Annotated in this window: 19 protein-coding genes; 5 read left to right on the top strand and 14 right to left on the bottom strand. The window is 67.8% G+C overall.

The features are described 5' to 3' along the window. Window positions 1–131 precede the first annotated feature (131 nt). Entirely contained in the window at window positions 132–884 is a 753-nt protein-coding gene (locus ETC07_RS08345) for a C-type lysozyme, inhibitor (protein ID WP_136248041.1), read from the top strand. A gap of 120 nt (window positions 885–1,004) precedes the next feature. Further along, on the top strand, window positions 1,005–1,604 hold the full coding sequence (locus tag ETC07_RS08340; RefSeq protein ID WP_136248040.1) for an FMN-dependent NADH-azoreductase: 600 nt from the start codon (window positions 1,005–1,007) through the stop codon (window positions 1,602–1,604). A 21-nt stretch (window positions 1,605–1,625) separates the two neighbouring features. Here ETC07_RS08340 and ETC07_RS08335 read toward each other — a convergent pair whose 3' ends face one another. Continuing rightward, complete coding sequence (locus ETC07_RS08335) at window positions 1,626–2,162, bottom strand: DNA-3-methyladenine glycosylase I (protein WP_136248039.1); 537 nt, start codon at window positions 2,160–2,162, stop codon at window positions 1,626–1,628. A gap of 101 nt (window positions 2,163–2,263) precedes the next feature. On the opposite strand from ETC07_RS08335, the gene gloA reads away from it, so the two are divergent. Further along, window positions 2,264–2,704, top strand: coding sequence for a lactoylglutathione lyase (gene gloA / locus ETC07_RS08330; RefSeq protein WP_136248038.1), 441 nt, complete (start codon window positions 2,264–2,266; stop codon window positions 2,702–2,704). 104 nt (window positions 2,705–2,808) lie between these two features. Here the strand turns inward: gloA and ETC07_RS08325 are convergent, their stop codons facing one another. The 8 genes from ETC07_RS08325 to ETC07_RS08290 form a co-directional block, all read right to left on the bottom strand. After that, the gene (locus ETC07_RS08325) at window positions 2,809–3,627 is read right to left on the bottom strand and encodes a transporter substrate-binding domain-containing protein (protein WP_136248037.1); all 819 of its coding nucleotides are present in this window, start codon (window positions 3,625–3,627) and stop codon (window positions 2,809–2,811) included. A gap of 70 nt (window positions 3,628–3,697) precedes the next feature. After that, window positions 3,698–5,203: a tripartite tricarboxylate transporter permease gene (locus ETC07_RS08320; RefSeq protein ID WP_240724596.1), complete on the bottom strand. Its 1,506-nt coding sequence runs from the start codon at window positions 5,201–5,203 to the stop codon at window positions 3,698–3,700. Window positions 5,204–5,233: 30 nt separating this feature from the next. Continuing rightward, window positions 5,234–5,767 carry a tripartite tricarboxylate transporter TctB family protein gene (locus ETC07_RS08315; protein WP_136248036.1) on the bottom strand — a complete coding sequence of 178 codons (534 nt, stop codon included), beginning with the start codon at window positions 5,765–5,767 and terminating at the stop codon, window positions 5,234–5,236. Further along, on the bottom strand, window positions 5,764–6,723 hold the full coding sequence (locus tag ETC07_RS08310; protein ID WP_205742522.1) for a Bug family tripartite tricarboxylate transporter substrate binding protein: 960 nt from the start codon (window positions 6,721–6,723) through the stop codon (window positions 5,764–5,766). The genes ETC07_RS08315 and ETC07_RS08310 overlap by 4 nt, the downstream gene beginning before the upstream one ends. Window positions 6,724–6,809: 86 nt before the next feature. After that, entirely contained in the window at window positions 6,810–7,346 is a 537-nt protein-coding gene (locus ETC07_RS08305; RefSeq protein WP_136248035.1) for a chromate transporter, read from the bottom strand. Continuing rightward, window positions 7,343–7,912 carry a chromate transporter gene (locus ETC07_RS08300; protein ID WP_136248034.1) on the bottom strand — a complete coding sequence of 190 codons (570 nt, stop codon included), beginning with the start codon at window positions 7,910–7,912 and terminating at the stop codon, window positions 7,343–7,345. Before ETC07_RS08300 ends, ETC07_RS08305 begins: the two co-directional genes overlap by 4 nt. A gap of 3 nt (window positions 7,913–7,915) precedes the next feature. Then, complete coding sequence (locus ETC07_RS08295) at window positions 7,916–9,559, bottom strand: gamma-glutamyltransferase family protein (RefSeq protein WP_136248033.1); 1,644 nt, start codon at window positions 9,557–9,559, stop codon at window positions 7,916–7,918. Window positions 9,560–9,691: 132 nt separating this feature from the next. Beyond that, window positions 9,692–11,134: a Na+/H+ antiporter NhaC family protein gene (locus tag ETC07_RS08290; protein WP_136248032.1), complete on the bottom strand. Its 1,443-nt coding sequence runs from the start codon at window positions 11,132–11,134 to the stop codon at window positions 9,692–9,694. A 218-nt stretch (window positions 11,135–11,352) separates the two neighbouring features. Between ETC07_RS08290 and ETC07_RS08285 the strand changes: the two genes are divergently transcribed. After that, window positions 11,353–12,045 (top strand): GntR family transcriptional regulator, encoded by a 693-nt coding sequence (locus tag ETC07_RS08285; protein ID WP_240724595.1) that lies wholly within the window; start codon window positions 11,353–11,355, stop codon window positions 12,043–12,045. A gap of 99 nt (window positions 12,046–12,144) precedes the next feature. Here the strand turns inward: ETC07_RS08285 and ETC07_RS08280 are convergent, their stop codons facing one another. Continuing rightward, window positions 12,145–12,549 (bottom strand): DoxX family protein, encoded by a 405-nt coding sequence (locus tag ETC07_RS08280; protein ID WP_136248031.1) that lies wholly within the window; start codon window positions 12,547–12,549, stop codon window positions 12,145–12,147. A 113-nt stretch (window positions 12,550–12,662) separates the two neighbouring features. On the opposite strand from ETC07_RS08280, the gene ETC07_RS08275 reads away from it, so the two are divergent. Continuing rightward, the gene (locus tag ETC07_RS08275; protein ID WP_136248030.1) at window positions 12,663–13,109 is read left to right on the top strand and encodes an META domain-containing protein; all 447 of its coding nucleotides are present in this window, start codon (window positions 12,663–12,665) and stop codon (window positions 13,107–13,109) included. A gap of 247 nt (window positions 13,110–13,356) precedes the next feature. On the opposite strand, the gene ETC07_RS08270 is transcribed toward ETC07_RS08275, so the two are convergent. The 4 genes from ETC07_RS08270 to ETC07_RS08255 all read right to left on the bottom strand — a co-directional run bounded on the left by ETC07_RS08270 (window position 13,357) and on the right by ETC07_RS08255 (window position 18,935). Beyond that, window positions 13,357–16,203: a valine--tRNA ligase gene (locus tag ETC07_RS08270; RefSeq protein ID WP_136248029.1), complete on the bottom strand. Its 2,847-nt coding sequence runs from the start codon at window positions 16,201–16,203 to the stop codon at window positions 13,357–13,359. A gap of 400 nt (window positions 16,204–16,603) precedes the next feature. After that, the gene (locus tag ETC07_RS08265) at window positions 16,604–17,047 is read right to left on the bottom strand and encodes a DNA polymerase III subunit chi (protein WP_136248028.1); all 444 of its coding nucleotides are present in this window, start codon (window positions 17,045–17,047) and stop codon (window positions 16,604–16,606) included. 9 nt (window positions 17,048–17,056) lie between these two features. Then, window positions 17,057–17,797, bottom strand: coding sequence for an SDR family oxidoreductase (locus tag ETC07_RS08260; protein ID WP_136248027.1), 741 nt, complete (start codon window positions 17,795–17,797; stop codon window positions 17,057–17,059). A gap of 58 nt (window positions 17,798–17,855) precedes the next feature. Beyond that, a complete protein-coding gene (locus tag ETC07_RS08255; protein ID WP_438590659.1) occupies window positions 17,856–18,935 on the bottom strand; it encodes a branched-chain amino acid aminotransferase in 1,080 nt (359 codons plus the stop codon). Window positions 18,936–18,995: the final 60 nt, after the last annotated feature.

Genomic DNA, 18,995 nt, shown 5'->3' with positions numbered 1-18,995 from the left:
CTCGGTGGAGCGGCCTCGCACGGATGACCGGTCGCGGCCGGCCCGAGGCCTCGCCCCCCGGGCGGCCTCAAGCCGCCCGGGGGCTGGTATGCTGACGGCGATGGAGTCCCGCCGCACAAGGAGTCATTGCCATGCCCCGTCTCTCGCCCTTTCGGATCGCCCTGCCGCTGCTGATGGCGCTGGGCCTGTCCGGCTGCGTTACCTACGTGAACTCGCCGACCCCCGAGGCCGCGCCCGAGCCGTCGGCCGGCGCCGACTCCCAGGCCGACGCCTCGCCCAAGGCGCCGCTGCTACCAGCGATGCTGTTCCCCGGCGAGGCCGACCGGCTGGTCGGCTGGCGCTGTACCCCGGCCCAGGACCTGGTCACCGCCGAGGGAGATGACGCGCTGCGCCTGTGGTCGGCCCTCGGCGCCACGCGGTTGACGCCCTCGGTGGTGGCCAGCGGCAGCCGCTATCAGAACGGGGGACTGAGCGTGTGGCTGAAGGACGACGAGGCGCGGGTGGAGAGCCAGCGCGGGCGGCTGGACTGCGAGCGTGGCGTCACCCTGGATGCCCTGACGCGTGAGGGGCATCCGGGGGTGATGTTCCATGGCCGCGGCAACGAGCCCGGTTGGCACGTCGAGCTGGCCAACGACACACCGCGACTCGACCTGTCGTTGGACTACGGCGAACGCGAGCTGACGCTGCCCTATCGGGTGACCACCCTGGACAACGGTGCCGGGCGCGTGATCCTGGCCAGCGGCCAGGCGGCGCGGCCCTTCACGCTGCGCATCGAGGCCAAGGCCTGCTTCGACGACATGAGCGGCCAGCCCTGGCCGGCTCGTGTGACGCTCTCGCTCAACGGCGAGACCTATCGGGGTTGTGGCCAGGGCATCGCTCCCTGAACGAGCGCCTTCAATTCGAAACACTCGAAAGATAGCTACGGTTTTACCCGCTTTTCGTGGTCAAAAACGAAACTATAATGGCGATCATTCCTCAACTAACGATGTCTCAAGGAGATCGCCATGACCCGCATCCTCGTTCTGACCGCTTCCATCCTCGGCGGGAACTCCCAGCAGCTGGCCGACCATTTCGTCGCCCTGGCCGGCGAGCGCGATGATGTGACGATCACCCGTCGTGACCTGGTGGCCGATGAACTACCGCATCTGGGCCTGCCGGAGCTATCCAGCTGGCAGGTGGCGCCACAAGAGCGCACCGACGAGCAACGTGAGCTGGCGGCGCGTTCCGATGCGCTGGTCGAGGAGCTCCAGGCGCATGACGTCGTGGTGCTGGGGGTGCCGCTCTACAACCTCGGCATTCCTTCCCAGCTGAAGGCCTGGTTCGACCGGGTGATGCGCGCCGGGGTGACCTTCCGCTATACCGAGGATGGCCCGCAAGGCCTGCTCGAAGGCAAGCGCGCGCTGATCCTGGCGGCGCGTGGCGGCGAGTACGTCGGCACCGATCTCGACAGCCAGACACCTCACCTCAAGGCGATGCTGGGACTGATGGGGATCGTCGAGGTGGACATGGTGTTTGCCGAGGGCCTCAACATGGGCGAGGCGAAGCGTGACGCCGCCCTGGGCGAGGCGCGTCAGGCCATCGCCGGGCGGATCGACCGCGTCTGAGGCCGCTGGCGGCCCGGCGTGCTAGGCTCGTGCCCAGGCGGGGCTGGCGGCGAGGATGCGCGCCTGCACCGGGCAGTCGTCGCGATGGGCACCGGGCAGGTAGCCGCAGCTCATCAGGAACTCATTGACGATCTCGGGGCCGGTGAAGCGGAAGGTGCGCTTGAATAGTTTGACCCAGTCGGCGTGGGCGAGGGGATGGTGATGATCCAGCCAGGCCTTGAAGCTACCGTGCTCGGCCCGCAGGTCCTGGACCACGCCGGCGTTGTGGATGACGGCATCGACCTTGCGCCGATTGCGGATGATGCCGGCATCGGCCAACAGGCGAGCACGCTCGGCGTCGTCGTAGGCGGCGACACGGTCGATGGCGAATCCCTCGAAGGCCGCGTGGAAGGCCTCGCGCTTCTTGAGCACCGTCAGCCATGACAGCCCGGCCTGATTGATCTCGAGCGCGAGGCGCTCGAACAGCGTGTCGTCCCCGGCGACGGGGAAACCGTACTCGCCGTCGTGATAGGGCCCGTGAAACGGATGGCCGGGGGCCAGGTCACAGTAGTGGCTCATGGAACCTGCTCTTGCGGAGGGGTCGGGAGATATGACGCCATCAGGATGCCTCATCGCGCCCCCTTGTGAAACCAGACCGACCCGTGAATAGGGAGAGAGACATGCAGTATCTGCACACCATGGTCCGGATCAATGACCTGGATGCCTCGCTACACTTCTACTGCGACCTGCTGGGGCTCTCGGAAGTGCGCCGCAAGGACAGCGAGAAGGGCCGCTTCACCTTGGTGTTCCTCGCGGCACCCGCCGACGAGGCGCGCTCGACGGAGCGTCAGGCGCCGGAACTCGAGCTGACCTACAACTGGGATCCCGAGACCTACGACGGCGGCCGCAACTTCGGCCACCTGGCCTATCGGGTGGATGACATCTATGCGCTCTGCGAGCGGTTTCAGGCGGCAGGGGTGACCATCAATCGCCCGCCCCGCGACGGCCACATGGCCTTCGTCAGGAGTCCCGACGGCATCTCCGTCGAGCTGCTGCAGGCAGGCGAGCCCCAGGCGCCGAAGGAGCCCTGGGCCTCGATGGAGAACACCGGCAGCTGGTAAGACCGGTACCCGCCGAGCAGGACCGCTCGGTGTATAAGCGCCCGTCGATACTCGCGAGAGAGCCGCCCATCGGGCGGCTCTCTTCGTTAGGCGTGTGGCACGATTCAGAGCCGGCTGGCGGGGCGCAGGTCGTAGTCGAAGTAGTGCGCCATCAGGCGCTCGAAGGTGCCGTCGGCGTAGACCTCGTCGAGGGCCTGGTTGAAGCGCTCGGCGAGCGCCGCGTCGCGCTGGCGGACGGCGATGGCGTTACCGCGGCCAAATATCGCCTCGGGGCTGTTGATGCGCTCGCCCATCTGGGTGAAGGCGCCGTCCGGGTCATCGATCGCCAGAGTTTCGATGGCCATCGGGTAGTTGATGAAGGCCAGATCGAGCCGCCCGCTCTCCATGTCGAGGGCGATGTCATCGGCCGTGGCGTAGCGTCGAATGTCGAGCACGTCCGCGTAGCGTTCGGTGACGTAGGTGTCCTGGGTGGTGCCACGCTGGATGCCCACGGTCAGGCCATCGAGGGCCTCGGGGGCGGCCGGGTCGAGGCCTTCGCCCCGGCGGGCGACCCACACCTTGGGCGACATGGCGTAGGGCTCGGTGAAGAGGACCTGGCGCTCACGGGCCGCGGTGATGCGCATGGACGACAGGATGGCATCGTACTTGCGGGCCAGCAGGCCGGGGATGATGCCGTCCCAGCCCTGGACCACCCATTCGCAGTCGAGCGCCGCGCGCTGGCAGAGTTCGTTGCCGAGCTCGATCTCGAAGCCGGCCAGTTCGCCGTCGGCGGTGCGGTACTCGAAGGGCGGGTAGGGCACGTCCACGGCGATGCGAACCGTGCGGGGTTCGTCGGCCCCGGCGGTGCCGGCGCCGAGGGTGGCCAGGGCCAGCAGGGCGAGAGACGCCGCGCGGCGGGGCAGGGAGAAGCGTCGAGCAGGCATGGTGGGGACCTCTTGTTCTCGGTATCGGGGTGGCCGGGCGGGCTCGTTGTGATGCCGAGCCCGCCGTGGGTCAGGTGCGGGCCGGCGTCGTGTGTGCGGCTCGCCGGCGATGGCGAATGGCGAGGACGATGGACAGGGCGGCCAGCGCCAACAGCGCCAGCGAGATCGGTCGGGTGAAGAACAGCGTCCAGTTCTCGTCGGACATCAGCGCGCGGCGCAGGTTGGTCTCGGCGATGGGGCCGAGGATCACGCCCAGCACCAGCGGCGCCAGCGGGTAGTTCAGCTTGCTGAGAATATAGCCGAAGACGCCGATGCCGAGCAGCAGGTAGACGTCGGTGACGCGGTTGTTCAGCGCGAAGGCACCGATCACGCAGCACACCAGCACCACCGGCACGATGACCGACTTCGGCACCTCGGTGACTCGCAGGAACAGACGCATGCTGAACAGGCACACCACCAGCACCATCATGGCCGCGACCATCATCGCCATGAACATGCCGTAGACCAGGTCACCATGGTCCATGATCAGTCGCGGGCCGACACCGATGCCGTGGACCATCAGCGAGGCCATCAGCACCGCATCCACGGCGCTGCCGGGGATGCCCAGCGCGATCATCGGGATCAGACCGCCGCCGGAGGTCGCCGAGTTTCCGGACTCCGAGGCGATCACGCCCTCCGGGGTGCCGGTGCCGAAGGCCTCCGGGGTCTTCGAGGCGCGCTTGGCCTGGTCGTAGGCCAGCAGGTTGGCGATGCTGCCGCCGGCGCCGGGCACCGCGCCGATGAACACGCCGACCAGCGAGGAGCGCACCAGGTTGACCGGATAGCGCAGTACCTCCTTCAGGGCGGTCAGCGGCTCGAAGCTGACATCGTCGGGCATCAGCGCCTTGCCCTGCTTGACGCCGGCGGCGTCCTCGACTTCGGAGAGCAGCTGGCTGACGGCGAAGATGCCGATCAGCACCACCAGGAACGGGAAGCCGTTGGCGAGCAGGTCGGAATCGAAGGTGAAGCGGGCGACGCCCATCATCGGGTCGGCGCCCACGGTGGCGATGAACAGCCCCAGCAGGCCGGTCATCAGCCCCTTGAGCATGGAGGTGCCGACCAGGCTTGCCACCACCGTCATGGCGAAGATGATCAGCGAGAAGTATTCCCAGGCGCCGAGCTTGACGGCGATCATCGCCAGCGGAGGTGCGGCCAGGATCAACACGATCACGCTGACCAGGGCGCCGAAGAACGACGCCCAGATGCCCAGCGCCAGGGCGCGCCCCGGCTCGCCCTTGCGAGCCATGGGGAAGGCGTCGAAGGTGGTGGCCACCGAGGATGGGGTGCCGGGGATGCCCAGCAGCGCCGCCGAGATCAGGCCACCGGTGTAGCCCCCCACGTAGACGGCCAGCATGGTGGCGACGCCTTGGAGGGGGGGCATGGTAAAGGTCAAGGGCAGCGTCAGGACGATGGCCATGGTGATGGTGAAGCCGGGAATCGCCGAGGCGATGACCCCGGCGATCACGCCCAGCGCCATGGAAATCATGGTCGAGACGGTGAAGAGTTGATCCATGCCGGAGAGCAGCGCTTCCATCATGAGCAGGTTCCTCGAGGAGTCGTTGCCGCCTCAGCCGAACAGGCCGCGGGGCAGGCTGATGATGAAGACGTCGCGGAACAGGGTGTCCACGCCGAGGGAAAACACCAGGGCGATGACCAGCGCGATGGCCAGCCCCTTGAACGAGCGGGCACCGAGCAGCCACTGTCCGGCCAGCAGGAAACCCAGCGAGGCCAGGGTGAAGCCGAGCCAGGGCAGCAGCAGGATGTAGGCCGCGAACAGCGACAGCACGCCGAAGGCCAGGCGGTGGCGCCAGATCCAGGCGCTCACCTGGCCGCGTTCCCCGGCGGGCTGGGCGATGAAGGCGCGCAGCTCCTTGACCATGATGGTCAGGTTCAGCATGACCAGCACGGCCAGCACCAGGCGCGGGAAGCTGCCCGAGCCGAGCGGCTCCCACATGGAAGCCGGCAGGGCCTGGGCGCGGAAGAACAGGGCCGTGAACAGCGCCGCGAGGGCGCCGTTGACGATCAGGTGGGCCAGCGGCCCGCCTCGGCCGGAAGCGGTGGGCTCCCCCTGGGAGGAGCGGTCGGTGTGGGCCTGGCTCATCGTGCCAGCTTCCCTGACAGGCGCTCGATGGTGGCGTCGCTGGTCTCGAGGTACTCGCCGAAGGCCTGCGGGCCCTTGAAGGCGACGCTGGCGCCGGCATTGTGGATGGCGTCGGCGAAGCCTTCATCCTGTGTCATGGCCTCTAAGGCGCTGGCCAGCGTCGCGATGCGCTCCTCCGGAGTCCCCGCCGGGGCCAGGATGCCGCGGATGATGTTGAGCTTAAGCTCCGGGTGGCCGAGCTCGGCGAAGGTCGGCACCTCCGGCGTTTCGGATTGGCGCTCCGCGCTGCCCACGGCCAAGAAGCGCAGGTCGCCGTTCTTGACGAACTCTCCGGCGGAAGAGACGTCACCGATGGCGGCATCGATGTGTCCCCCCACCAGCGCACGCACGCGCGGGCCGGTACCTTCGAAGCCGACGTAGCGGAACTGCAGGTCCTCGGCTTCTTCCATCATGGCGGCGTGGATATGCGGCACGCCGCCCAGGGTGACGCCGAAACGCACCTCGCCCGGGTTGTCCTGGGCGTAGTCGACGAACTCCCCGAAGGTCTCGTAGGGCGCATCGGCCGGCACGGTCAGGTACTGCGGCGACTGAGTCACCGCGGCCACCGGCTCGAAGTCGTCATAGTTGAGCGGCGTGAGGCCGGTGTGATGGGCCACCAGCAGGCCCTCGTGCACCTGGCCGATGGTGTAGCCGTCGGCGTCACGGCGCGACAGCTCCTTGAGGCCGGTGGTGCCGCTCACGCCGGGCATGTTGATGACCGGCAGCGGCTGCTCGAGATGGGCCTCGGCGTGATTGGCCACCACGCGCATCAGGGTGTCGCTGCCGCCACCCGGCGACCAGGGCACGATGAACTCCACCGGCTCGTCGGGATAGGCCGACTCGGCAAGGGCCGTGCCGGCGCCTGCCAGGGAGGTAGCGGCGAGCAAGAGGGCGAGGGACGTCTTGGAACGCATCATGGGAATGTCCTTTGCGGAAGAATGTTGTAGGTCATTGTTGTCGAGGCCCCGATGACGGGGTCGTGAGGATGGCGGACGCCATCGCTTCAGGTGCCTCCCAGCAACAGGGCGCCGTAGGCGATCCCGAAGCACACCACCAGGGCCGGATGCGCCTTGATGCGGATCAGCAGCAACGCGGCCACCGCGGCGATGATCAGGGTGTGCACGAGGCCGGAGGTGGCCATGCCTTCGCGCAGGAAGCTATAGGTCAGGAAGGCCATCAGCACCATCACCACCGGCCGCACCCACTGGCTCATGGACTTGACCTTGAGCGAGTCGCGGTAGCGATACAGGGTGCCGAGGGCCGCCAGCATCAACAGCAGCGATGGCCCGACGGTGGCCAGCACCGCCACCATGGCGCCGCCGAACCCGGCCACGTCATAGCCGATGTAGCCGGCCATCTTGGTGGCGATGGGGCTCGGCAGGGCATTGCCCAGCGCCAGGGTCTCGGCGAAGCCCTGATGAGTCATCCAGCCGTAGGTGCCGACGACCTCGTTCTCGATCAGCGGGATGATCGCGGGGCCGCCGCCGTAGCCGACGATATTGGGCACGAAGAAGGCCAGAAACAGTTGCCAGTAGATCATCGGGCGCTTTCTCCCTGGTCGGCGGTGTGGGGTTTCTCCGGGCGTAGCAGGGCGGCGATCAAGAGCGCGCCGATCACCAGCCCCGGGTGCACGCCGATCCCATAGATCAGTCCACCGGCCACGCCACCCATGGCCAGGGTGATCACCCAGCCGAGCCCGGCCCGCGACTTACGGAAGAAGTCGAAGGTCAGCTGCGCCATCATCACCATGACCACCGGCACCACGCCCATGCCCATGCCCTGCACCCAGCGCTGATCGCCGTAGCGGCTGTAGAGGCCGAGCAGGGCGATCATGGCGAAGATCACGGGGATGATGGTCGCCAGCACCGCGTTGATGGCGCCGACCACGCCGCCGACCCGATAGCCGATGTAGCCGGCCATCTTGGTGGCGATGGGGCCGGGCAGGGTGTTGCCGATGGCCAGCACGTCGGCGAAGGCGTCGTCGTCCATCCAGGCGTGGCGCTTGACCACCTCCTGGTGGACCAGCGGGATCATCGACGGGCCGCCGCCGAAGCCGAAGATGCCGATGCGAAAGAAGGCGGCGAACAGGGAGGCTTGTACGCTCATCGCCTACAGCACCGCGATGGCGGCATCGGTGCGGGGCTCGGTGCCGCCGCAGTAGATGCCGGTGTCGGGGTCACGCAGGATGACCTGGCCACGACCGTAGTTACGGCTGTCGGTATCGACCTTCATCTGGTGGCCCCGGGCGAGCATCGCCCGCACCAGCGGGGCCGGGTAGCCGTGTTCGATGCCGATGGTCTTGTCGCCCAGCCACTGCCAGCGCGGGGCGTCCAGGGCCGACTGGGGGTTGAGGCCGAAGTCCACCAGGTTCATCACCACCTGGACATGGCCTTGGGGCTGCATGAAGCCGCCCATCACGCCGAAGGGCCCCAGCGCCTTGCCGCCGCGGGTGAGAAAGCCCGGGATGATGGTGTGGAAGGTCTTCTTGCCGGGTTTGAGCACGTTGTCGTGGCGCTCATCGAGGCTGAAGTCGTGGCCGCGGTTCTGCAGCGCGATGCCGGTGCCGGGTACCACGATGCCGGAGCCGAAGCCGTGATAGTTGCTCTGGATGAAGGACACCATGTTGCCGTCGGCGTCGGCCGTGGCCAGGTAGACGGTGCCGCCGGCCTTGGGCGTGCCGGGCTCGGGGTCGATGGCCGAGTCCTTGATGAGCACGCGGCGCTGTTCGGTATAGGCATCGGAGAGTAGCGCCTCCACCGAGTGGGTCATGGCGGAGGGCTCGCTGATGTGGGCCTTGCCGTCGGTGTAGGCGAGCTTCATGGCCTCGAGCTGGCGATGCAGAAGCTCCGGGTCGTCGCGGTGGGAGGGCGCGTCGCCGTCGAGCAGGCGCAGTGCCATCAGCGCCACCAGGCCCTGACCATTGGGCGGGATCTCCCACACGTCCACGTCGCGGTAGCGCGCCGAGATGGGGGCGACCCACTCCGGCCGATAGGCGGCCAGGTCGTCCTTGCGCAGGAAACCGCCGGTCTGGCGCGAGAAGGCGTCGATGGCATCGGCCAGTTCGCCGCGATAGAAGCTTTCGGCTCCGGATGCGGCGAGGGCCTCCAGGGTTCGGGCCTGGTCCTCGTTGCGGAACCACTCGCCGGCCTCGGGGGCGCGGCCGTCCACGGTGAAGGTATCGAACCAGGGCCGGGTGGCCTCGCCCTCGAGATGCTTATGGAAGGTCGCCGTGTCGCGCTGCCACAGGCTGGCGATCACCGGCGACACCGGGAAGCCCTCGCGGGCGAGGCGAATGGCGGGTTCGAGCAGGGAGGCGAAGTCGAGCTTGCCGAAGCGCCGCGATAGTTCCGCCCAGGCGGCCGGCGTGCCGGGCACGGTCACCGGGGTCCAGCCGTAGAGCGGGACTTCCTGGTGGCCCGCCTCGATGAGGGCCTCGCGCGTCAGCGCCTGGGGCGCGACGCCGCTGGCGTTGAGCCCGTGGAGTTCGCCGTTGCCCTGGTCGTCGTTGGCGATCCACACCAGGGCGAAGGCGTCGCCGCCGATGCCACAACCGGTGGGCTCGACCACGGTCAGCGCCGCCGCGGTGGCGATGGCGGCATCCACGGCGTTGCCGCCGCGGCTCAGCACGTCACGGCCGACCTGCGCCGCCTGCGGCTGTGACGCCGCCACCATGCCATGGCGCGCATAGGTCGGGCTGCGGCGAGACGAATAGGGCGTGGTGTCCGGGTAGTGCTTGGGGCCCAGGGATGACATGACGTTCTCCTACAGTGAGCGGTAAATCGCGAGCGATGGATCCATCCAGCCGATGCTGGATGACCGCCCCCATCGTGCCCCGTCGATCCATGCGTGAGCGGGACGAGAAGGCGCGGGGGCGGGTGTGTCGGGCTAAGGCGTGTGGCCCTGAGGCCGGGCCTCCTCCGTGGTGCGCGTGTCGGGGTGGTTCAGCGTCAGGCCGGTGACCACATACAACAGCGAGAAGGCGATGGCGCCATAACAGAGGATGGCGTAGAGGAAGAAGTCCGCGGTGGCGACGCCCAGGGTCGCGGCGGTGAAGGCGCCGGTCACGCCCCAGGGCACCAGCGGCGATAGGGTGGTGCCGGTATCTTCCAGGACGCGCGAAAGGTTCTTGGTCGGGCTGCCGCTTCCGGCGACCAGGGGACGCAGCAGCGGACCGAGCAGCGAGAAGGTGACGTAATAGCTGCCGGTCAGCAGGAAGGCCAGGCTGTGCAGCGCCATGGAGCCGCCGAGCACCTGGCGACGCCCGGCGTGGCGGCGTGACAGATAGGCGATGGCGGCATCCAGGGTGCCGGCGCTCTTGAATGGCGTGCCCAGAACGGCGGCGGCGATCAGCACCGCCACGGTGGACATCATGCCCTGCAGGCCGCCACGGGAGAGCATCTTGTCGACCATGGCGACACCGGTGTCGGCCGCATAGCCGCCGTTCATGGCGCTACCGATCTCGCCCAGGCTGGCGCCCTGCATGATCAGGGCGAGCAGCGCGCCGCTGACGATGCCCAGCATGAAGGCGGGCAGCACGGGCTTCTTCAGCAGGATGCAGCCGAACACCACCAGCGGCGGCAGCAGGACCAGCGGGTTGTCGCTGAAGGTCGCCGCCAGGGTGTCGATGATGGCCTGGGTCTCGCCGGACATGCCGGCACCGCCGCTGGCCACGTCGCTGCCGAGCCAGGCGTAGACGACCAGGGCGATCAGGTAGGGGGGCAGGGTGGAATACAGCATGTGGCGGATGTGGCTGACGATGTTCACGCCACACACCGCCGAGGCCATCACCGTGGTGTCGGACAAGGGCGACAGCTTATCGCCGAAGAAGGTGCCGGTGATGATGGCGCCGGCGGCATAGGCCGGCGGGATGCCGAGGCCCAGCGCCACGCCCATCAGGGCCACGCCGATGGTGCTCAGGGTGCCCCAGGAGGTGCCGGCCATGATCGACATCAACGAGCACGACAGGCAGGCCACCACCAGGAAGAGCCCGGGAGTGAGGGACTCAAGGCCCAGGGTGACCATGGCCGGGATGGTACCGGAGAGCATCCACACGCCGACCATCATGCCCACCGACATGAGGATCAGGATGGGCACCAGCATGGCTTGGATGCCGGTCAGCAGGTCGGCCTCCAGGCGCGCCCAGGGAATGCCCCAGAGCAGACACAGGGCCATGGCCAGGCTGCCGGCGAGGATGAGGGCGACGGCGGTGGGGATGCCAAGACCCATGATGGCGAACAGCAGGCTGCCGATGGCGAGCACCAGCAGCACGAGGTGGCGGGTGCCGCGCCATGCCGGAGGCGATGCCGTGGAGGTGGCGTCTTGAGACACGAGAGGATCCTTATGAGGTTGTTGTGGTTATGCCCCGGCGACTGGCTCGGGGGTGTAGCGGAGCGTCAGCGCTCTCGCGGGGCCGTGTCGGTAACTCGATTTATTTTAGTGAAACGCATATATTGTCTAATAATCGATTTTTTTGTGAACTATGGCCCACCGCTTGGCGGACGTCAATCGGCGACGTACCCTGCACGCTGATGGTTGAGAGTGGCGATATGACAATCCCGAAAGCGGCTGAAACGATGCCTGGCGCCGGCACAGGGGAAACCGCGGCCAGCCAGGTGTTCGATGCCCTCAAGCGAGATCTGATAAGCGGACGCTTCGCGGCCGGCGAAAAGCTCGCGATCAGCACCCTGAAGCACCACTATGCGGTGGGCCTGAGCCCTCTGCGTGAAGCCCTGAACCGTCTCGCCGCGTATGGCCTGCTCGAGCAGCACAATCAACGCGGGTTTCGTGTGCCGCCATTGGCGGCGGAGGAACTGGAGGATATCGCCCGGCTGCGCATGCGGTTCGAATGCATGGCGTTGAGCCAGGCCTTCGAGGCCGGGGATGCCGAGTGGGAGTCGCAGCTACTGGCCGCCCAGCATCGGCTGCTGAAGGCCGATGAGGAACCGCAGGATCTGGAGCACTGGGAGCAGGCTCACCTGCGCTTCCACCGTACCCTGCTGGCCCCTTGCGGCTCCCCTTGGCTGTTGCGCTTCATCGGTCAACTGCACGATCAGTTCGATCGCTATCGCCGCCTGGCGCCCGGCGATACGGTCATTCGCACGCGTCTCGACGCCCAGCATGGCGAACTGGCCCAGCTGGTACTGAACCGACGTATCCAGGATGCTAGCGACCTGCTCGAGGAGCATATTCGCCTGTCCTGGGAGATCGCCCGGGGCGCCTGTGTCGATCGCCCGGGGTAGCGGCTAGACTCGCCGTCATCGAGAGGCATGACCGAGGGCGCCGTGAGGCGCCCTCGGTGTATGGGTCACCGGCGGGGCGGCGGGTGAGTCGGGCCGGACTCAGTCGGGCCGGGTGGCCATGCGGCCACTTCCCAGGAAGACGATCGCCAGGGCGCCGAACAGGAACAGGCCTTGCGTCTCCAGCACCCAGCCGCCGCTGTCGCCGAGCATCAGCAGCTCGCCGCTGTGCGCCAGGATCAGCGCCACCAGCATGTTGCCGGCCATCAGCAGCCCCGCCAGCCGCGCCTGCCAGCCGACGATCGCCATGATGGGCGCGACGACCTCGCCGAGCAGCACCCCGTAGGCCAGTTCGGTGGGCAGGCCATGGTTCGCCAGCAGGCCGCCGATCCATTCGATCGGGCCGGGGCCGAGCAGCTTGGCGACACCGTGGAACAGCATCAGCCCGCCCACGGCGAGGCGCAGGATCAGCTTGCCGAGGGCGTCGTTGTGCAACGCATTGAGCATGGGACGTCTCCGTGTCGTTTTTTTGAGGGGGGGGCTGCAAGGATTGTCCGAAAGGCCGACCTGGGGCAAGCTTGGGCGCGCAATCCCGTCATTCTCCCCTCGAGGTCCGCGCCATGTTTATGCTCCTACGCCACTCTCTGCCATTGATGCTGCTCGTGCTGCTGGCCGGCTGTGCCGCCGGCCCTGCGTCGGTGAGTCAGCCCGGCGGGGGCGAGACCCTCTCCGGCCCGGTGGTCGGGGCGCAGTGGAACCTGCTGCTGTTGGGCACCAACGAGCGACTCGACCTGCCGACCACGCCGCGCTTCCAGATCTCGCCGGACGGCCGGGTGAACGGTCATGATGGCTGCAATCGCTTCACCGGCAGCGTCGAGCTGGGCGCGAATAATCGCATCGAGTTCGGCCAGCTGGCCTCCACCAGGAAGGCCTGCCCGCACATGGACGAGGCCGGCCGGGTGACCGCGATGCTGGATAACGCCTACCGCTACCTGATCGATCACGATCGGCTGGTGTTCTTCGGCCCCGACAAGCGGGTGCTGGGCGGTTTCCGCCGCGCCAACTGAGAAAACCTGGGTTCGCTACTGCGCTCGACGACCCACATGGAAGAGGGAAGTGCGTTGGTTCGTCGGGAACGAACCGAGCCATCCTGGCCACCGGCGGTGCTCGCCATCCTGATGTAACAGGCTGCGCTCCGGGGGCGGCCGGTCTCTCTTCGCTCGTGACGCGAAACCCGGCTTTCCCCCAGTGAGATCAGTCTTATACGAAAACGGCCCGCCGAAGCGGGCCGTTGTATCGTCATGGCCGGGGCTGTCAGAGCGCGGCGATCTTGTCGCGCTGCTCCACCAGCACCTTGCGGGCGGCCTGGAAGTCGGCGAGCTTGCCGCGCTCCTTCTCGACCACCGCCTCGGGGGCCTTGGCGACGAAGCTCTCGTTGCCGAGCTTCTTCTCGATACCGCCGATCAGCTTGTCCTGCTTGTCGATCTCCTTGGCCAGGCGCGCGAGCTCGGCGTCCTTGTCGATCAGCCCGGCCATGGGCACCAGCACTTCCATCTCGCCGACCAGCTGAGTGGCGGCGAGCGGCGCCTGCTCGGGAGCGTCGAGCCAGCCGACGCGCTCGAGCTTGGCTAGCTTGGAGAGGAACAGCCGGTTGGCCTCCAGGCGCTCGCGGTCGGCCTCGGAGCCCTTGGTCAGCAGCGCCTCCAGTGGCTTGCCGGGGGCGATGTTCATCTCGGCGCGGATGTTGCGCACCGCCACGATCACGCCCTTGAGCCATTCGATGTCGCGGGTGGCGTCGTCATCGAGCAGCGCATCGTCGGCCAGCGGCCAGGGCTGGGTCATCACCGATTCGCCCTCGGCGTGGGTGCCGGCCAGGGGCGCCACACGCTGCCAGATCTCCTCGGAGATGAATGGCATCATCGGGTGGGCCAGGCGCAGCACGGCCTCGAGCACGCGCACCAGGGTGCGGCGGGTGCCGCGTTTGGAAGCCTCGCTTGCCGCGTCGTCCCACAGCACCGGCTTGGAGAGTTCCAGGAACCAGTCGCAGTACTCGTTCCACACGAAGTCGTAGAGCGCCTGAGAGGCGTGGTCGAAGCGGAACTCCTCCATCGCCTTGGTCACCTGGGTCTCGGTCTTCTGCAGCTGGGAAACGACCCAGCGGTCGGCCAGCGACAGCTCGACCTCGGCGTGGGGGGCGGCGCCGCAGTCCTCGCCTTCGGCGTTCATCAGCACATAGCGCGAGGCGTTCCACAGCTTGTTGCAGAAGTTGCGGTAGCCATCCAGGCGGCCCATGTCGAACTTGATGTCACGCCCGGTGGTGGCCTGTGACAGGAAGGTGTAGCGCAGGGCGTCGGTGCCGTGGGGCTCGATGCCCTCGGGGAACTCGGAGCGGGTGGCCTTGGCGATCGCCTTGGCCTTCTGCGGCTGCATCATGTTGCCGGTGCGCTTGTCGATCAGCGTCTCGAGGTCGATGCCGTCGATCAGGTCGATGGGGTCGAGCACGTTGCCCTTGGACTTGGACATCTTCTGGCCCTGGCCATCGCGCACCAGGCCGTGCACGTAGACCTTCTTGAAGGGCACCTGGCCGGTGAACTTGCAGGTCATCATGATCATCCGGGCGACCCAGAAGAAGATGATGTCGAAACCGGTGACCAGCACGCTGGTGGGGTGGAAGGTCGCCATTTCCTCGGTCTGCTCGGGCCAACCCAGGGTGCCGAAGGTCCAAAGCCCGGAGCTGAACCAGGTGTCGAGCACGTCCTCGTCCTGGGTCAGGGCGAGATCGGCGGGCAGGCCGTGCTTCTCGCGGGCCTCGGCCTCGCTGCGTGCGACAAAGACGTTGCCGCTCTCGTCGTACCAGGCGGGGATGCGATGGCCCCACCACAGCTGGCGCGAGATGCACCAGTCCTGGAGGTCGCGCATCCAGGAGAAGTACATGTTCTCGTAGTTCTTGGGCACGAACTCGATGTCGCCGTTCTCCACCGCGGCGATGGCCGGCTTGGCTAGCTCATCGACGGACACGAACCATTGGTCGGTGAGCAGCGGCTCGATGACATCGCCACTGCGGTCGCCATAGGGCAGGGTGTTGTTGACCGCCTCGACCTGTGCGAGCAGGCCGGCCGCGTCCATGTCGGCGACGATGCGCTCGCGAGCCTCGAAGCGGCCGAGACCGGCGTAGGCGGCGGGCAGGCCGGTGTCGATGTCGGCGAGCGGGCGGCCCTGGAGGTCGAAGGCCTCGGCGGCCTCGAGCACCGCGGCGTCCTGGGTGAAGACGTTGATCAGCGGCAGGCCACAGCGCTTGCCGACCTCGTAGTCGTTGAAGTCGTGGGCCGGGGTGATCTTCACGCAGCCGGAGCCCTTGTCCATGTCGGCGTGCTCGTCGGCCACCACCGGGATGCGCCGCCCGACCAGCGGAAGCTCGACGAACTTGCCGACCAGCGAGGCGTAGCGCGGGTCTTCGGGGTTGACCGCCACGGCGCTGTCGCCGAGCAGGGTCTCGGGACGGGTGGTGGCGACCACCAGATGGTCCTCGCCGGCGTCGGTGGTCACGCCATCGGCCAGCGGGTAGCGGAAGTGCCAGAACTGGCCCTGCTGGTCGCGGTTCTCTACCTCCAGGTCGGAGATCGCGGTATGCAGGGTCGGGTCCCAGTTGACCAGCCGCTTGCCACGGTAGATCAGCTTCTCTTCATGCAGGCGTACGAAGACTTCCTGCACCGCCTGGTAGAAGCCGTCGTCCATGGTGAAGCGTTCGCGGGACCAGTCGACGCTGGCGCCCATGCGCCGCAGCTGGCGGGTGATGTGGCCGCCGGACTCGTGCTTCCACTCCCAGACCTTGTCGATGAAGGCCTCGCGCCCGAGATCGTGGCGGCTCTTGCCTTCCTCGGCGGCGACCTTGCGCTCGACCAGCATCTGGGTGGCGATGCCGGCGTGGTCGGTGCCGATCTGCCACAGGGTGTTGCGTCCCTGCATGCGTTGCCAGCGCGTCAGGGTGTCCATGATGGTGTCCTGGAAGGCATGGCCCATGTGCAGGCTGCCGGTGACGTTGGGCGGCGGGATCATGATCGAGAACGGCTCGCCTTCACCCGATGGGGCGAAGCGGTTGTCGGCTTCCCAGCGCTCGTACCAGCGGGATTCGATCTGCTCGGGTTGGTAGGTCTTGTCCATGGTGTCTTCCGGGTCGAAGGAGGAGGCGGCCACGCGGCACGCTGGGCCCTCGAGGCCGGCGGTGCGGGACGCGAAAAATGGGCTCGATTATAGCCCGAGGGGGCGGGTGGCGTCATGGGCGCGAGGGCAGGCCAGGACTATCGTTTCTCACCGCCTCGATCTTGGGACTTGTCCGGCGGCAGACCTGCGCGAGGGCGCTGTGAACCCCGCTACTCTTGCTCTGCGGCGCTGTCGCTTCCTGCGCCGCTGGCAGGGCCTGGGTTGGCCCTCCATGGCCAAGCCCGCTCGGCGGGAGGATCATTCACCGGATGCCCTTCTTCCACCTCGCCCCTGGTCAAAAGACCCTCGCTTAGGCCTACCCCTCGGCGCTCCTTCACCCTGCTCCACTGAGCGTGCGGGGTCAGGCTCCCGCGCGCAGATGGTGCGGGGTGACCGGATAGCCGCGTTTCTTGTAGGTCTGCCAGCAGCGCCGCTTGGCGGTCAGCACCGCCTGGTGCTGGTTGATGATCTCGGCGACCCGCTCGAAGCGCGAGAACCATTCCGGGATCTCCGGGTGCAGGTTGAGCATCGCCTGCACGCCGGCGTCGCCGGGCGGTGGTTCCTGCCAGCCGATGGTCACCGGCACGCTCGAGGCCTGCTCGCTGCCGAGAAGGGCATGCGGCAGGTAGGCGTCGGGGCGGAAGGTCCACAGGGCGTCATCCAGCTCTCGGGCCATGGCCTCGTCCTCGGCGTGCAGGTGCAGCCGATAGCCCTTGCGGGCGATGGTCTCGGCCAGTCGGCAGGCGAAGGCCAGCCGCGCCTCAAGGGTCGTCTCGGGGAGGATGTAGAAATCGATACGGGTCATGGGGCCTCGTTACACGCCACCGTCGACGTCGATGATGGAGCCGGTCGAGAAGCCGCTGCCGCTCAGCCACAGGATGGCCGAGGCGATCTCTTCGGGGTCGCCGATGCGTCCGAGAGGAATGCGTTGGCCGGCGAGTTCGACCTTGTGCGGGTTATTGGCGCTGGCATGGATGGTGGTGCGAATCACCCCCGGGCGTACGCCATTGACGCGGATGCCGTCGCCTGCGACCTCGCGGGCCAGGCCGCGGGTCAGGCTGTCGATGGCGCCCTTCGAGGCGGCGTAATCGACGTATTCATCGGCGCCTCCCAGGCGCGCGGCCGCGGACGACACGTTGATGATGGTGCCACCGTGACCGCCATGGCGGGTCGACATGCGCCGCACGGCCTCCCGTGCGCAGATCATGGGACCCGCCACGTTGATGCGCATCATGCGCTCGATGCGGGCGAAGTCCATGTCCTCGAGGCGGCAGTTGGCGTCCACCACGCCGGCGTTGTTGACCAGCGCGTCCAGGCGCCCGAGCTTGGCATCGACGGTCTCGAACAGCGTCTGGATGCCGGCGTCGCTGGCGACGTCGGCGGGGATGGCGATGGCTTGTCCACCGGCCTGGTGGATGGCCTCGACCACGCTCTCGGCGGCATGATGGTCACGCCGGTAGTTGATGGCCACCGTATAGCCCTCGCGGGCCGCGAGCCGGGCGGTGGCCGCGCCGATGCCACGGCCGGCACCGGTGATCAGCATCACGGGATTCATGTGGCGTCTCTCCTGCCGGGAGGCATGAACCCCCGGGCGCTGGCCCGGGGGAGGGGCATCATGCCAGGCGCGTCAGCCAGCCGTGCTTGTCCTCGCTGCGGCCGTACTGCAGGTCGAGTAGGCGGGTACGCAGGCGCTTGGCGATCGCGTTGTCGCCCTCGGCGTTCAGACGGATGGTGTCGTCCTCGCTGACCAGCTCGCCCACCGGGGTGATCACCGCGGCGGTGCCGCAGGCGAAGACCTCGACGATCTCGCCGTTGGCCGCCCCTTCACGCCATTCGTCGATGCTGATCGGGCGCTCTTCCGGGGTCAGGCCTTCGTCGCGGGCCAGGGTCAGCACCGAGTCGCGGGTCACGCCCTCGAGGATGGTGTCGGTCAGGCGCGGGGTGACGATGCGGCCGTCGCGGTAGACGAAGAACAGGTTCATGCCGCCCAGTTCCTCGATCCACTTGTTCTCGGCGGCGTCGAGGAAGGCGACCTGGCTGCACTCGTGCTCGGCGGCCTCCTTCTGGGCGGCCAGGGAGGCGGCGTAGTTGCCGCCGCACTTGGCGAAGCCGGTACCCCCGGCGGCGGCGCGCTTGTAGTGCGAGGACAGCCAGATCGATACCGGCTTGATGCCGCCCTGGAAATAAGCCGCGGCCGGCGAGGCGATGACGTAGTAGTCGACCTCGTGGGACGGCCGCACGCCGAGGAAGCTCTCGCTGGCGATCATGAACGGGCGCAGGTAGAGGCTCGATTCGTCGGCCTCGCTGGCCGGCGTCGGCACCCAGGCGTGGTCCTGGGCCAGCAGCGCCTTGAGCGAGCCGATGAAGTCCTCGTCGGAGAGCTCCGGCAGGGCCAGGCGGCGGGCGCTACGGCGGAAACGCTCGGCGTTCTTCTCGGGGCGGAAGGTCCATACCGAGCCGTCGGCATGGCGATAGGCCTTCACGCCCTCGAAGATCTCCTGGCCGTAGTGCAGCACGGCGGCGGCCGGGTCCAGGGTCAGCGGGCCGTAGGGGCGCACCTCGTGGCCCTGCCAATCGGCATCGATGGTCCAGCGAATGTGGGCCATGTGATCGGTGAAGTAACGCCCGAAACCGGGATCGCTCAGGACGTCCTCACGGACCGAGGTCGCCGTGGCGTCGGCGGTGGGCTGCACGGAAAAACGTTGGGTGGACACGGCTGGGTCTCCGCTTCAGCGGGGCGCCGTCGGCGCCCC

The organism is Halomonas borealis (genome assembly GCF_004798905.1).
Taxonomy (GTDB): Bacteria; Pseudomonadota; Gammaproteobacteria; order Pseudomonadales; family Halomonadaceae; genus Halomonas; species Halomonas borealis.
Note: the sequence above shows the minus strand (reverse complement) of the source record. Positions and strands in the feature narration are given on the sequence as shown.

What these genes read in the sequence shown, in the direction of transcription:
- ETC07_RS08295 (WP_136248033.1), bottom strand. Translation starts at nt 9,559, where the DNA reads ATGTCATCCCTGGGCCCCAAGCACTACCCGGACACCACGCCCTATTCG.
- ETC07_RS08320 (WP_240724596.1), bottom strand. Translation starts at nt 5,203, where the DNA reads ATGATGGAAGCGCTGCTCTCCGGCATGGATCAACTCTTCACCGTCTCG.
- ETC07_RS08280 (WP_136248031.1), bottom strand. Translation starts at nt 12,549, where the DNA reads ATGCTCAATGCGTTGCACAACGACGCCCTCGGCAAGCTGATCCTGCGC.
- ETC07_RS08275 (WP_136248030.1), top strand. Translation starts at nt 12,663, where the DNA reads ATGTTTATGCTCCTACGCCACTCTCTGCCATTGATGCTGCTCGTGCTG.
- ETC07_RS08335 (WP_136248039.1), bottom strand. Translation starts at nt 2,162, where the DNA reads ATGAGCCACTACTGTGACCTGGCCCCCGGCCATCCGTTTCACGGGCCC.
- ETC07_RS08325 (WP_136248037.1), bottom strand. Translation starts at nt 3,627, where the DNA reads ATGCCTGCTCGACGCTTCTCCCTGCCCCGCCGCGCGGCGTCTCTCGCC.
- ETC07_RS08315 (WP_136248036.1), bottom strand. Translation starts at nt 5,767, where the DNA reads ATGAGCCAGGCCCACACCGACCGCTCCTCCCAGGGGGAGCCCACCGCT.
- ETC07_RS08285 (WP_240724595.1), top strand. Translation starts at nt 11,353, where the DNA reads ATGACAATCCCGAAAGCGGCTGAAACGATGCCTGGCGCCGGCACAGGG.
- ETC07_RS08340 (WP_136248040.1), top strand. Translation starts at nt 1,005, where the DNA reads ATGACCCGCATCCTCGTTCTGACCGCTTCCATCCTCGGCGGGAACTCC.
- ETC07_RS08260 (WP_136248027.1), bottom strand. Translation starts at nt 17,797, where the DNA reads ATGAATCCCGTGATGCTGATCACCGGTGCCGGCCGTGGCATCGGCGCG.
- ETC07_RS08305 (WP_136248035.1), bottom strand. Translation starts at nt 7,346, where the DNA reads ATGATCTACTGGCAACTGTTTCTGGCCTTCTTCGTGCCCAATATCGTC.
- gloA (WP_136248038.1), top strand. Translation starts at nt 2,264, where the DNA reads ATGCAGTATCTGCACACCATGGTCCGGATCAATGACCTGGATGCCTCG.
- ETC07_RS08300 (WP_136248034.1), bottom strand. Translation starts at nt 7,912, where the DNA reads ATGAGCGTACAAGCCTCCCTGTTCGCCGCCTTCTTTCGCATCGGCATC.
- ETC07_RS08270 (WP_136248029.1), bottom strand. Translation starts at nt 16,203, where the DNA reads ATGGACAAGACCTACCAACCCGAGCAGATCGAATCCCGCTGGTACGAG.
- ETC07_RS08310 (WP_205742522.1), bottom strand. Translation starts at nt 6,723, where the DNA reads ATGATGCGTTCCAAGACGTCCCTCGCCCTCTTGCTCGCCGCTACCTCC.
- ETC07_RS08345 (WP_136248041.1), top strand. Translation starts at nt 132, where the DNA reads ATGCCCCGTCTCTCGCCCTTTCGGATCGCCCTGCCGCTGCTGATGGCG.
- ETC07_RS08265 (WP_136248028.1), bottom strand. Translation starts at nt 17,047, where the DNA reads ATGACCCGTATCGATTTCTACATCCTCCCCGAGACGACCCTTGAGGCG.